Source organism: Enterobacter chuandaensis (genome assembly GCF_039718975.1).
GTDB classification, from domain to species: domain Bacteria; phylum Pseudomonadota; class Gammaproteobacteria; order Enterobacterales; family Enterobacteriaceae; genus Enterobacter; species Enterobacter chuandaensis.
In genome coordinates this window covers 2,193,474-2,205,595 of the sequence record NZ_CP097173.1, presented here as the reverse complement: position 1 = coordinate 2,205,595, position 12,122 = coordinate 2,193,474, and the positions used below count along the sequence as shown (strand labels likewise).

10 protein-coding genes are annotated in these 12,122 nt (G+C 53.5%); 5 read left to right on the top strand and 5 right to left on the bottom strand.

The features are described from left to right. Nucleotides 1-77 precede the first annotated feature (77 nt). Nucleotides 78-692: a Tat proofreading chaperone DmsD gene (gene dmsD / locus MX657_RS10770; RefSeq protein WP_119915522.1), complete on the top strand. Its 615-nt coding sequence runs from the start codon at nt 78-80 to the stop codon at nt 690-692. A gap of 40 nt (nt 693-732) precedes the next feature. Here dmsD and MX657_RS10765 read toward each other — a convergent pair whose 3' ends face one another. Then, nucleotides 733-2,448, bottom strand: a complete 1,716-nt coding sequence (locus MX657_RS10765) for a SulP family inorganic anion transporter (RefSeq protein ID WP_252001513.1) — start codon at nt 2,446-2,448, stop codon at nt 733-735. A 298-nt stretch (nt 2,449-2,746) separates the two neighbouring features. On the opposite strand from MX657_RS10765, the gene MX657_RS10760 reads away from it, so the two are divergent. Then, nucleotides 2,747-3,148 carry a cell envelope integrity TolA C-terminal domain-containing protein gene (locus MX657_RS10760; protein WP_346808428.1) on the top strand — a complete coding sequence of 134 codons (402 nt, stop codon included), beginning with the start codon at nt 2,747-2,749 and terminating at the stop codon, nt 3,146-3,148. Nucleotides 3,149-3,731: 583 nt separating this feature from the next. On the opposite strand, the gene MX657_RS10755 is transcribed toward MX657_RS10760, so the two are convergent. The 3 genes from MX657_RS10755 to MX657_RS10745 form a co-directional block, all read right to left on the bottom strand. Next, nucleotides 3,732-4,289, bottom strand: coding sequence for a hypothetical protein (locus tag MX657_RS10755; protein WP_252001512.1), 558 nt, complete (start codon nt 4,287-4,289; stop codon nt 3,732-3,734). Between the two features lie 186 nt (nt 4,290-4,475). Beyond that, nucleotides 4,476-5,072, bottom strand: a complete 597-nt coding sequence (locus MX657_RS10750; protein WP_346808426.1) for a nucleotidyltransferase family protein — start codon at nt 5,070-5,072, stop codon at nt 4,476-4,478. A gap of 97 nt (nt 5,073-5,169) precedes the next feature. Further along, entirely contained in the window at nt 5,170-6,006 is an 837-nt protein-coding gene (locus MX657_RS10745; protein WP_333015952.1) for a MipA/OmpV family protein, read from the bottom strand. 203 nt (nt 6,007-6,209) lie between these two features. Between MX657_RS10745 and MX657_RS10740 the strand changes: the two genes are divergently transcribed. The 3 genes from MX657_RS10740 to MX657_RS10730 all read left to right on the top strand — a co-directional run bounded on the left by MX657_RS10740 (nt 6,210) and on the right by MX657_RS10730 (nt 8,892). Then, entirely contained in the window at nt 6,210-6,887 is a 678-nt protein-coding gene (locus MX657_RS10740; RefSeq protein ID WP_119914677.1) for a response regulator, read from the top strand. After that, entirely contained in the window at nt 6,887-8,275 is a 1,389-nt protein-coding gene (locus tag MX657_RS10735; RefSeq protein WP_252001509.1) for a sensor histidine kinase, read from the top strand. Before MX657_RS10740 ends, MX657_RS10735 begins: the two co-directional genes overlap by 1 nt. Before the next feature lie 137 nt (nt 8,276-8,412). Then, nucleotides 8,413-8,892, top strand: coding sequence for an RrF2 family transcriptional regulator (locus tag MX657_RS10730; RefSeq protein ID WP_080327247.1), 480 nt, complete (start codon nt 8,413-8,415; stop codon nt 8,890-8,892). Between the two features lie 63 nt (nt 8,893-8,955). Here MX657_RS10730 and oqxB read toward each other — a convergent pair whose 3' ends face one another. After that, nucleotides 8,956-12,108 (bottom strand): multidrug efflux RND transporter permease subunit OqxB, encoded by a 3,153-nt coding sequence (gene oqxB, locus MX657_RS10725; protein WP_119914679.1) that lies wholly within the window; start codon nt 12,106-12,108, stop codon nt 8,956-8,958. Nucleotides 12,109-12,122: the final 14 nt, after the last annotated feature.

Genomic DNA, 12,122 nt, shown 5'->3' with positions numbered 1-12,122 from the left:
CCGTGGTTTATTCTATGGTCTGTAAAATTGGTTAACACAGTCGCGCGGGCTGACTCCGCGCGAGCAAGGAAGGTTTAATGAAAGACGTCTCACACCGTGACTCGTTCGCGTTCAGCGCCCGCGTACTGGGCGCGCTGTTTTATTTTGCGCCAGATAACGAGCAGACTGCGCCGCTGGTGCAGGCACTTACGGCTGGCGAATGGATTGAGGACTGGCCCCTGCCTCGCGAAAGCCTGTTGCCTGTCGCTAAAACGTTTGCCGAGCCTGCCGATGAACCGCTTACGGACGCGTGGCAACGGCTATTTATTGGCCCTTATGCCCTGCCCGCTCCGCCTTGGGGTTCCGTCTGGCTGGACCGCGAATCCGTCTTGTTTGGTGAGTCAACGCTCGCGCTGCGCCAGTGGATGCGCGAAAACGGCATCGCTTTTGAGATGCAGCAAAACGAACCGGAAGATCATTTCGGTACGCTGCTGCTGCTGGCGGCGTGGCTGGCTGAGAATGGCCGCGAGGCGGAGTGCGATCGGCTTCTGGCATGGCACCTGCTGCCGTGGAGCACTCGCTTCCTCTCGGTGTTTGTCGATAACGCCGGGCATCCGTTCTATACCGCGCTGGCCAAACTTGCGCAGCTGACGCTCGCGGACTGGCGAACCGGGTTGCTTGTTCCGGTTGCGGAAAAGACACTGTATCGTTAAGAGAGGTGGCTTGCTTGCGGGTGGCGGGCAAGCCTTTAATTTATGCATCACCACCTGATTCACTCATACTCTCTTTGCTTTGAATGAACCGAAGTGCGAGATAGAGGTCTGGTGCCAGAATCATGTCATCATCATTCATTGTTGGCCGACTATCTTTAAACCAGCGCGTTAATTCCGTTTTCCTGCCCGCCAGGATTAACGTAACCTGCCGAGCTTTCAGGTCGCGCTTTAACTCATTTATGGTTGCCAGGACACTAATGTCTGAATAGGTGAAGCAAGCCACTGCATCAATAATCACCCATTTAGGCTGTAATGCTGCACCATCAACTAAGTTCAACACCCGGCGTTTAAAATAAGCTACATTAAAATAGGTCAACGGTGAGTTAAATCGATACATCAGCACGCCTGGAACCATTTTAATATCGGTTGTATTACCTAATGAGTGAATCATCCCATTTTCGTCAGTGCCCAGTAAGTGCTCAGAGGGACGAAATACTGTACGCAGGAACTGTAACAGGCCAAGCAACACCGCAAGGCCGATCCCCTGGATAACGCCGATAATTAACACACAGCCAAACGTGAAAAAGGCCAGGCGAAATGCCTGTTTATTTCTGCGCCTCAGGTTCCATAATCCGCGCAGATCAATTAATGACCAGGAGGCGTACATCAGAACAATACCTAATGCAGATACCGGAATAAATTGTAATGGCTGAGTGAAAAATACCACGACTAAACCTATCAGTAAGGCTGCAACAATGGAAACCAGCTGACTTTTCCCCCCAACGGAATCATTAACCGCAGTCCGGGAATCGGCGCCACTGATAGCAAACCCCTGAGATAATCCTGACATGAGGTTCGCAATACCCAGCGCCCTGAACTCAGCATCGGCATCAATTTCATAGCCATTTTTCGCGGCGAAACTGCGCGCGGTCAGCATCAGGCTGACAAAGCTGACCAAAGCCAGGTTCAGCGCCGGGATCACTAAATCACGCATGGGACCGGGCTGGAACGCCCCCCAGTGAACGACAGGTAAACCAGACTGGAAGCCGTCCCCCCCAATGGTAGCGATACCGTACTGTTGCGCAGATGTTCCCCATACCAGTAGCGTTGTTATTACAATGGCAATCAGAGGTGCCGGCCAGTGGCGACGATACGTTTTGATAACCATTAAAATAATTAACGTTAAAAGCGATATTCCTATTGTTAATAGATGGCTGTCTAAAATTCGGCCTGGCAAGGCCATTATTTTCTCAATAACCTGTGCTTCATCTAGCTTTATTCCCAAAACCTTGCCTAATTGCCCGACAATAATCGTCACGGCTACGCCATTAAGCAAACCAGTAAGAATGGGATGAGAAAGCAGATCGGCAAGCGCGCCCAGGCGAAATTTACTGGCCAGCAGGCACCATCCGCCCATCATCAATGTCATGACGATCGTCAGCTGCCAGTGCAGTTCTGGATTTCCCGCAGAAAGAGGAAACACGACGGCCGCAATCACCGCGCAGGTCGTGGCATCAGGACCCACAATAAGCTGACGTGAAGAGCCAAACAGTGCGTAAGCTATCATCGGTAAAACGCAGGAATACAGCCCTACTATTGCCCCAACCCCCGCCAGCTCAGCATAAGCAATAGCAACGGGAAGCGCGACAGCCGCAACGGATAACCCGGCTTTAACATCATCTTTTAGCCAGCTTTTATCGTAGGCTAGCAAATTTTGTAACCCTGGCATGTAGTTCAACAATAGCTTTCCGAACACGTTATTCTCCGGACATTAATATTACCCGCGAAATGTTGGCACACTTTTAAGTGAGGTTCTGGCTTTCAAATGCTCCGGACGAAGGCCCCGCCGCTCAGGCCCTATAAATGCTTAACTATTTTAATATTCAGACTGGTGTTAAACATAATTCAAAAACGACCGGTTAGTCGGAGGGGGTCCCGGCAGCCCGGTTGCCGACGTTGTAAACCGTTATTGGTAGTTGAAAAGAGGCCAGGAATTACGGAACAATACTTAAATATTACTGAAGTTTAAATGGATTGCGGGGTGAGAAGTGGGAATGTCTCAATCAGTAAAGAAAATCGCTATGGTGGCTATACTGGTGAACCTGGCCGCGGGTTGCGCGCCGCTACACCCTTCCGGTTGCCATAAGACCACGGCAACCGGTAATTGCGGTTCAGGACGCTGGGACGATCAGGATGAATGGGGCGCGCAAGCGCGGGCAATCAGGGCGGCCATCAATGCCGAAATTGAAGAGCCGCAAAACTGGAAAGGGAAAAAATGCAGGTTGCATATGGAATTTGCTCAGGATGGCACGCCTTTAAGCATCTCAACCAGCAATGGCAATAGAGCCTATTGCGAAGCGATAATATCGGCCGCCCATAAAGCCAAATTCCCGGCCTTCAGCAATCCGGAAGTTTATAGAGATTTTCAAAAAACCCGCTTCGATATGCGCGGTTAGTACCATGATAATGTTTTGAATGACCGCGCTTTGCTCACCGCCGCACTCTTGCTTCAGGCTATGTTAGTCTGAACGATGAAAGCATGTATTTTGAAAGTCTGCAGATCGCTCATAGCAGTCGCTCTTAAAGGTTTTCCATATAATAAAACGCTTTCATTAACTCATCTTCTGTGAGTGGCGATATCAGACTTGCGCCTGTATCACTCTCAACCTTCATCAATAGCTCGCTGCGGGTGATTCCCAATCTATTCGCAACGTGGTTTGCGCAACTCCGTGCGTGTGATGCTCTATGCGCAAGAGGACCTTCTATGTCTAAGACTTTTCTTTTTGATGATGAATGTGACATTGATTCCTCCTTTAATCGAAATTGCTGTCCAATCAGGAATGATGCGATAAGAAAAACAACTGATGTTTCTTGCGAGCATCTACCTGAAGGGGAAAGAACGCCTTAAACAAAACTTCGTAAACCATAATAGCTGAAGTTGGTAATCGTGTCCGCTTTTCGCTCACATCGGACCTTCATTACAGGTAACTTGAGGACCTAAATTGGTATTTCAAATAATATTTTATTAAGATTATCTTATTAAATGATAGCCTGTTCCTGAGTGAGTTGGTAAACATCATACATGGATGAACTTTTCATAGGTTTTACCGACCAATGAAAACGTGTCCCTTTGCCAATCATTATAGCGCTACGTATTTCGCTGATTGGATAAAACTCGTGATTTGACTTCTGAAATTCCATTTGCTTGTTGCGCAATGGCGCCGCGCCGTAAATGTCGCGGAATTCATGAATGAGCATCGCTTCGAACTCAGAATAAACCTTTGAGGCGTTTCTCGCCCGAGGGAAACAATAGCCAATGAGGAACTCATACTCGCCTTGCAGGTCCGCAAGGTCCATCAACCAGTTCTTATGCTGAGTAATGCGTTGTTCAAAGTTTCCTTCACCAATGTAGACTGTGGGGGAAATGCCGCGTGGGTACTCAATAGCAAACAGACCATTAAGCCTGATAACATAAACGCACCGTTTCAGATCTTCCTGAGTAACGCCTCTGCTTTGTAATTCTGGGAGGACGTCTTTTTTCCAGGTCTGACGGCAGTTCCAGTGCAGCCAGTCCCACTCAATTTGTACAACTGCCACTTAATCACTCCTTATCGAGATTGTTTTGCTCCCGCTGCATTGACCAGCTGAAATTACAACTTCAATTTATCTGGTGATAGTCAGCAAGGTTGCAAATGGGTAAACAGGTGAAGCAAAGGCTTTGTTTTCACCCTAAATAAGCACCCGTATTATATCGGCAAAAAAAAGGATTTCATGAGCGGTTATTTAAGCTACATGAGGCATCTCATCAGATTGTGGTTCAATCAGTAGAGTAACGACCTGCAACTGAGGATAACGCGCTAGCCAACGCTTCTCATCAACCCGTCGCCTAAAGACATCATACTTCTCACGCTCAAATGCGGGCGTCGGTCTTAACCGCAATTCAACCAGGTCATTAAGACCATAGGGTGCAATAACCTCAATCAGATCGTTATCGCCCACTCTGACGGCCACGGCCGTCGCGGTTTCTGGCCAGTACAGCAGCGCATTTTCTGTTGAGTGGTAGGGATTATCGCCATTGCGCAGATGCATTTTGGCTTGATTCTTTACGGACCAGTCAAAAGCGGGTAACCGCTGTTTAAGTTCTTTTTCCAGATGACGTTCATCGTCTGGCGTACAACGTGCGGGATCGTGCCAGACGACATCAACATCGCCGGATAAGGAATGATGCCAGTCTCCATGCATATGATCCCATACGGCATCCCTGACGAAACCCGCCCCGCCCCAGCAGTCACGAAGTTGCAAATCACGGACCGCATTAAGAACCCGCATTCGTGAAGGATCCACTGACAATATTCTCTGCAATGAATTGAGATAGTCCATGATTATTCCTGTCAGTAAACGGGTCCGCCCCGCTATCTTAAGCGGAGCGGCTTATATATGTCGCTATTGCGCGCTCATATCCATAAACAAACCGCAATCAGAAGCTGTACGTCACCTTCAGGCTTCCCGTTGGGGACGTTTTACGTTGCACGATCGGGCTGTCGGCCGCATCCCCCGTCAGCTGCGTAACGCCCGCGGAGGTAAGGACGCTCCAGCGTGAAGTGAGCCTGTAGGTCCAGTCAAGGTTCATTGAATAAGCATAAATTCCGGCCCCGGCGTCATGTCGGGCAAAACCCGATGCGGCCGACTGGGTGGCATTGACCCCATAGTATGTTTGCATGTACTTGTCGGAGCCCCAGCTGCCGGTCAGCGCCAGCGTAACCTCATTTGTCGATGACGTATAGAGCGGGCTGCTAATGCCGAAATGCACCGCTTCACCGTTGTCTCTCTCTGAAACCGGGATCTCAGCCTGCAACTGCAGATTGAGCCAGTCGGTCACCTTATATCCCAGACCTGGCACCACGATAGCAGAGCCTTTGATGTCGCCCATCCCCCGCAGGTAGTCGCTGCCGGAGCTGATCGAATCGCTGCTCACATCTTTATCTTTACGGCCCGTTCGGTAGCTCACTGCGGCGTTGTAATCCAGGTTGCCAATGTTGTTTCCGTAACCAATGCCCCGCGTGGTGCTGATAAAGAAACCATTTGCCATGGAATAATCCACTACCTGAGCTGCTGAGACCCGGCTTTTATCCGAACCCGAGTAGCGTGGCGCTACGTCCACGCCTCCCCCCAGAGTTAGCACGTTGCCCTGCTTCTGCTCTGCCGCCAGTACCGGGGTGGCCAGTAGCGCCAGAATGACGCCCGGCACGATGTTTTTCAGGCTGCGGCCCGGGAGTAAATAGGGGAACGTATGACGCAGTTCGATGTTTCTCATTGAAGAAGTCCTTTGGATTCAAATGATTGCAATACAAGCGGTTTACACGCCAGAGCACTCATTCTGAATACTCACCCTGAGGTTCTTATGAGCCGAAAATGAAGAAACGCTGAAGTACGTGCGGGCGCTGTCAACCTGGCAGATTTCCTGATACCGTTTTTTTCTTAAGTTGTTCTTCATTCACGGTTGATACAGTTACCAGTGTGAAAATTTTACTGATCGAAGACGACCTGGATCTCGGCAATGGCGTACGTATCGCCCTTGCAGATCAAGGATTTGATGTCATATGGGTCCGCCGTAAAGAGGATGCGCTGCATCAGCTTGACGTCTGCGTGCCGGAACTTATTTTGCTCGACCTGGGGCTGCCCGACGGCGACGGCATGAGCCTGATGACGCGCTTGCGCCAGCAGCTTAAGGGGATCCCGGTCATCATCCTGACGGCGCGAGGCACGCTGCAGGATCGCCTGTGCGGGCTGGATGCTGGCGCAGACGACTATCTTGTCAAACCCTTCGTTCTCGCCGAACTGCTGGCGAGAGTAAGAGCCCTTGCGCGGCGCAGCTACGGTTTTGAAAATGAAGCGATAGAAATTCGGGGGTTGTCCCTCCACTCGCCTACGCGGCGCGTGACGGTGAGCGCGCGTCACGTTGAGCTGACGGCAAGCGAATACGCGCTGCTTGAAACATTAATGCTGCGCGCTGATCGCGTGATTACGCGACGGTTCCTGGAAGAGAGGATATTTGGCGCAAAGGAAAATCTCAGCAATGCGCTCGACGTGCATATGGGGAATTTGCGGCGAAAAATCGGCGACGGCTATGTACGAACGGTGCGGGGCGTCGGGTATGTCATTGATACCGTCGCTATCCAGAAGGTGACAGATTAATGCGAAATGTCTGGCACCAACTGAGGCGTCCAACGCTGGTACGGCGAATTATCATCGCCCAGATGCTGCTGCTTACCCTGCTGTGGTGTCTTTTTTTGACCTTTATTTTATTGGAAGACCTGCGTAGCCCCCCGATACTCACGGGCAGTAAGACCTACGAAACCATTTTTACGCTGGTTGAGCTCAGTGACGAGCGCCCGCAGGATCGTAATGATGTCCTGGAAGCGTTCAGCAAAGCGTTGCGGGAAGGCTATGGAGGCGGTGAAGATCCTGAGCTGTCGATTAACCTGATCGTTCGCAAAAACAACGAGGTCATTTTCTCATCTGAGGGTGCACCTACGGGGGTAAAAAACACCAGACTGGGCGAAATGCAGCGCGTTCAGAGTGAAGGTCACGCCTGGACGAGCCGCACGCTCAAATCCCCCCACTCCAACGTGGAGGTCACCCTTTTCACCCCTGCCGGAAGCTGGAACTTCTTTATCTACCTGAACTCGCGGGGCTACTACATTATGCCGCTGCTGGTGTGCATTCCTTTTCTTCTGTTTCCTGCGTGGCTGTCAATCCGCATTGCGATGCGCCCCTGGAGCAAGGTGGTTAATGAAATTTCATTACGTTCGCCAGACGATCTCTCCCCTTTAAAGGCTGTTCCTGGGCATAAGGAGCTCCGCCAGATGGTGGACGCGATTAATGATTTTCTTGCCAGAGTGCGTGAAAGCGCTGAACGGGAGCGGGTTTTCATTGCTGACGCGGCGCACGAGTTGCGTACACCGCTGGCGGCGATGCGAATCAACGTTGAGGCGCTGCAGTCCTGGGTGAGCAGCGAAAGCCAGCGGCAGCTGCTTGCAGGGATTGTGCGCAGCAACAGCCGGGCCGCCCGTCTCGTCAACCAGCTGTTGCTGATGATGCACAGCGAAGCGCGCATTGACACGGATATGCAGCCCGTGCCGCTAACCACGCTCATACAAGAGCGGATGGCTGCGCTGGAGCCGCTGGCATCCGGGCGCAGGATTGAACTGGAATTCTTCTCTGAGGATGAAGTCTGGATCGCTGGCGTCAGGGAACGCCTGATGTCGCTGATAGATAATCTGATTGAAAATGCCGTGAAGTACAGTCCTGAAGGCGGGCGGATTCAGGTTGATGTTCGCTCATCAGATAAAGTAGCCCAGCTTCGCGTCTCCGATGCGGGGCCTGGCATTCCGGTTGAACTACGAGAGCGCGTGTTCGACCGGTTTTTCCGCGACCCTAATCAGGTGCAAAGCGGGAGCGGACTGGGGCTTGCCATCGTTAAAGCGGTGGCGCAGCAACATAACAGCAGCGTAAACCTGTGTACCTCAGCGGAAGGTGGCCTCCTGGTGACGGTTGACTTCCCGGACCGCACGTTTAGCTAAACAGGAACAGGGGGTTCGATCGCAAATGCCGCAGATTGCTCCAAAAAAATTCCCGTATTTGTTATATTGTTGTTTATTGCTTATTCACCTCTGCGGTGCCAAAAAGAACAAGATTCACCGCAACCCAGGAAAGAGAAATGTTAGATTACCGCTTCCCGACAGCTTTGCAGATGGTTCTCAGCGTAGCGATGGCGGAGCAACTAGGAGAACGTTCGACGAGTGCGATTCTGGCTTACGGCCTGGAAGCCAACCCGAGCTTCATCCGAAAATTGATGGTTCCGCTGACGCGTGACGGCATTATTGTTTCGACGCTTGGCCGTAACGGCTCAATTCATCTTGGTCGCCCGGCGGAAGAGATCACTCTGCGCGACATCTACCTTTCGGTCATCGAAGATAAAAAACTGTGGGCGTCGCGCCCTGACGTACCGGCCCGCTGCGTGGTCAGCGCTAACGCCTGCTGGTACTTCAAATCTATCTCCGAAGAAGCCGAAGAGGCTTCGTTAGCGGTATTAGCCCGCCACACCGTGGCAAGTGCCCTGGAAGAGGTCAAAAAGGCCGATACCAGCGGCTGCGATCCGGTGCCTGAGCTTATCGCCAAATATAAAGAAGCCCTTTAACTTTTCTTGAGTGCAAAAAAACCGCCTTCACTGTGAAGGCGGTTTTTTGTTATCTGCAACGTTCTACGCGGGAAGAACCTCTCTTTCTACTTTGCCGCGCGTCACGAATTTACGCAGCGTGACGTAGAAGACCGGCGTCAGGAACAGACCAAACAGCGTCACGCCCAGCATTCCGGAGAAGACCGTGATCCCGGTGACGCCGCGCACTTCTGCCCCCGCCCCGTGGCCGAGGATCAGCGGGATGGTCCCGGCGATAAAGGCAATGGAGGTCATCACAATCGGACGGAGACGCAGGCGACACGCTTCCAGCGCGGCTTCGATAATGCCTTTGCCCTGAATTTCCAGCTCGCGGGCAAACTCCACGATAAGAATCGCGTTTTTACAGGCCAGCCCCATCAGTACCACCAGCCCCACCTGCACGAAGACGTTATTATCGCCGCCGGTCAGCCAGACACCAAACAGCGCGGAGAGCAGGGTCATCGGCACGATGAGGATCACCGCCAGCGGCAGCGTCCAGCTTTCATACAGCGCCGCCAGCACCAGGAACGCCAGCAGTACCGCGACCGGGAAGACGATCAGCGCCGTGTTGCCCTGCGTCGCCTGCTGGAAGCTCAGATCCGTCCATTCAATGTTCATCCCGTTCGGCAGGATTTGCTTCGACATCCCTTCCAGCTGCGTCATCGCCTGTGTGGACGAGAGTACGCGCGGGTCGGCATCGCCAATCAAATCCGCCGCCGGGTAACCATTGTAGCGAATCACCGGGTCCGGCCCGTAGGTGGTACTGATATTCACCATACTGCCAATCGGTACCATTTCGCCCTGGTTATTGCGGGTGCGCAGATTCGCGATATCTTCCACGCTGTCGCGGAACTGCCCGTCGGCCTGCGCCATCACTCGCCAGGTACGCCCGAACTGGTTGAAGTCATTCACGTACGACGAGCCCAGATAGGTTTGCAGCGTCCCGAAGAGATCGGTCAGCGACACGCCCTGCGCTTTCGCCTTATCGCGGTCAACCTGCACGTCCAGCTGCGGAACGTTAGCCTGATAGGTTGAGATCGGGAAGTGCATTCCCGGCGTCTGCATAATCGCCCCGGACATGGTGTTCACCGCGTTTTGCAGCGCGCCATAGCCCAGACCACCGCGGTCCTGGATGTACAGCGAGTAGCCTGACCCCTGACCCAGCCCCAGAATCGGCGGTGGCAGAATGGAGAAGCCAAAGCCCTGCTGGATTTGCGCGATTTTCGCGTTGATTTCAGCATTTATCTCTGCAGCAGTATGTTTACGCTGGTCGAACGGTTTCAGGCCGAAGAACACCGTCCCGGTATTCGGCGTATTGGTGAACTGCAGCGCGTTGAGTCCCGGGAACGCGACCGCGTAGTCCACGCCTTCGGTATTCATCCCGATTTCGCTCATTTTGCGGATCACCGCGTCGGTGCGCGCCAGCGACGAACCTTCCGGCATTTTCACGCCGCCAATCAGGTACAGCTTATCCTGCGTCGGAATAAACCCGCCGGGAACCGCTTTAAACATCACGCCTGCAGCACAGAGCAGCAGCAGATACACCACAAATACCGCCCCGCGTCGTCCCAGCGTTTTGCCCACCAGCCCCTGATAGCCGTTTGAGCTGCGATGGAAAAAGCGGTTAAAGGGACGGAAAATCCAGCCGAACAGACGATCGATAAGCCGGGTCGGGAAGTCTTTCGGCGCGCCGTGCGGTTTTAACAGCAGTGCCGCCAGCGCCGGAGAGAGCGTCAGCGAGTTAATGGCGGAGATGACCGTGGAAATCGCGATCGTCACCGCAAACTGCTTGTAGAACTGCCCGGTTACGCCGGAGAGGAACGCCATCGGCACAAACACCGCGCACAGCACCAGTGCAATCGCGATAATCGGCCCGGACACTTCCCGCATCGCCTGATGCGCCGCCGCAAGCGGCGCCAGCCCCTCTTCGATATTTCGCTCGACGTTTTCCACCACCACGATGGCGTCGTCCACCACGATACCAATGGCCAGCACCAGCCCGAACAAGCTCAGGGTATTCAGCGAGAAGCCGAGCAGGTAGAGAATACTGAACGTTCCCACCACCGACACTGGCACCGCGATCAGCGGAATGATCGACGCGCGCCAGGTTTGCAGGAACAGGATCACCACCAGCACGACCAGTACCACCGCTTCCAGCAGCGTTTGCACCACCGCACGGATCGAGTCACGCACGAAAACCGTCGGATCGTAAGGTGCCGCCCACTTCATATCTTCCGGGAAACGCGTGGAGAGCTCGTCCATTTTGGCGCGTACCGCATTAGACAAATCAATGGCGTTCGCCCCCGGCGACTGGAAGATACCAATCCCGACCGCGTCCTTATTGTTCAGCTGGGAACGCAGCGCGTAGCTGCCGGACCCCATTTCGATACGCGCCACGTCGCGCAGGCGGACGACCGTACCGTCCTGCGTCGTTTTCAGGACAATATTGCCGAACTCTTCTTCGGTATGCAGACGGCCCTGGGCGTTAATGGAGATCAGGAAGTCGCTCTCTTTCGGCAGCGGCTCCGCGCCAAGCTGCCCGGCGGACACCTGCACGTTCTGCTCCTGCATCGCGGTGACCACGTCCGAGGCCGTCAGCCCGCGCGCCGCCACCTTGTTGGGATCCAGCCAGACGCGCATCGCGTATTCACCCGAGCCGAAAATCTGGATCTGGCCGACCCCAGGCAGGCGCGCCAGCTCGTCCTTCACCTTTAGCGTGGCGTAGTTGCGCATATACAGGGAATCGTACTTACCGTTTGGCGAAAACAGATGCACAACCAAAGTCAGCGTCGGGGACTGTTTCTGTGTCGTGATGCCCAAACGCCGCACGTCTTCCGGCAGACGCGCCTCGGCCTGCGCGACGCGGTTTTGCACCTGCACCTGCGCCTGATCCGGATCGGTACCCGGACGGAAGGTGACGGTAGTCACCAGCACGCCGTCGGAGCCCGCGACGGACTTCATGTACATCATGTTTTCAACGCCGTTGATCGCCTCTTCCAGCGGCGTCGCCACGGTCTCGGCAATTACTTTCGGGTTGGCGCCCGGATACTCCGCGCGCACCTGCACGCTTGGCGGCACGACGTCAGGATATTCGCTCACCGGCAGCAGCGGGATGGCGATCAATCCTGTAATAAAAATCAGAATCGACAGCACCGCGGCAAAAATCGGCCTGTCGATAAAAAAGCGGGAAAAGTCCATGGGTAGGATTCTCA

Excerpts from the sequence above, each read along its gene's own strand:
- dmsD (WP_119915522.1), top strand. The coding sequence starts at position 78 with ATGAAAGACGTCTCACACCGTGACTCGTTCGCGTTCAGCGCCCGCGTA.
- MX657_RS10760 (WP_346808428.1), top strand. The coding sequence starts at position 2,747 with ATGTCTCAATCAGTAAAGAAAATCGCTATGGTGGCTATACTGGTGAAC.
- MX657_RS10750 (WP_346808426.1), bottom strand. The coding sequence starts at position 5,072 with ATGGACTATCTCAATTCATTGCAGAGAATATTGTCAGTGGATCCTTCA.
- MX657_RS10745 (WP_333015952.1), bottom strand. The coding sequence starts at position 6,006 with ATGAGAAACATCGAACTGCGTCATACGTTCCCCTATTTACTCCCGGGC.
- MX657_RS10735 (WP_252001509.1), top strand. The coding sequence starts at position 6,887 with ATGCGAAATGTCTGGCACCAACTGAGGCGTCCAACGCTGGTACGGCGA.
- MX657_RS10730 (WP_080327247.1), top strand. The coding sequence starts at position 8,413 with ATGTTAGATTACCGCTTCCCGACAGCTTTGCAGATGGTTCTCAGCGTA.
- oqxB (WP_119914679.1), bottom strand. The coding sequence starts at position 12,108 with ATGGACTTTTCCCGCTTTTTTATCGACAGGCCGATTTTTGCCGCGGTG.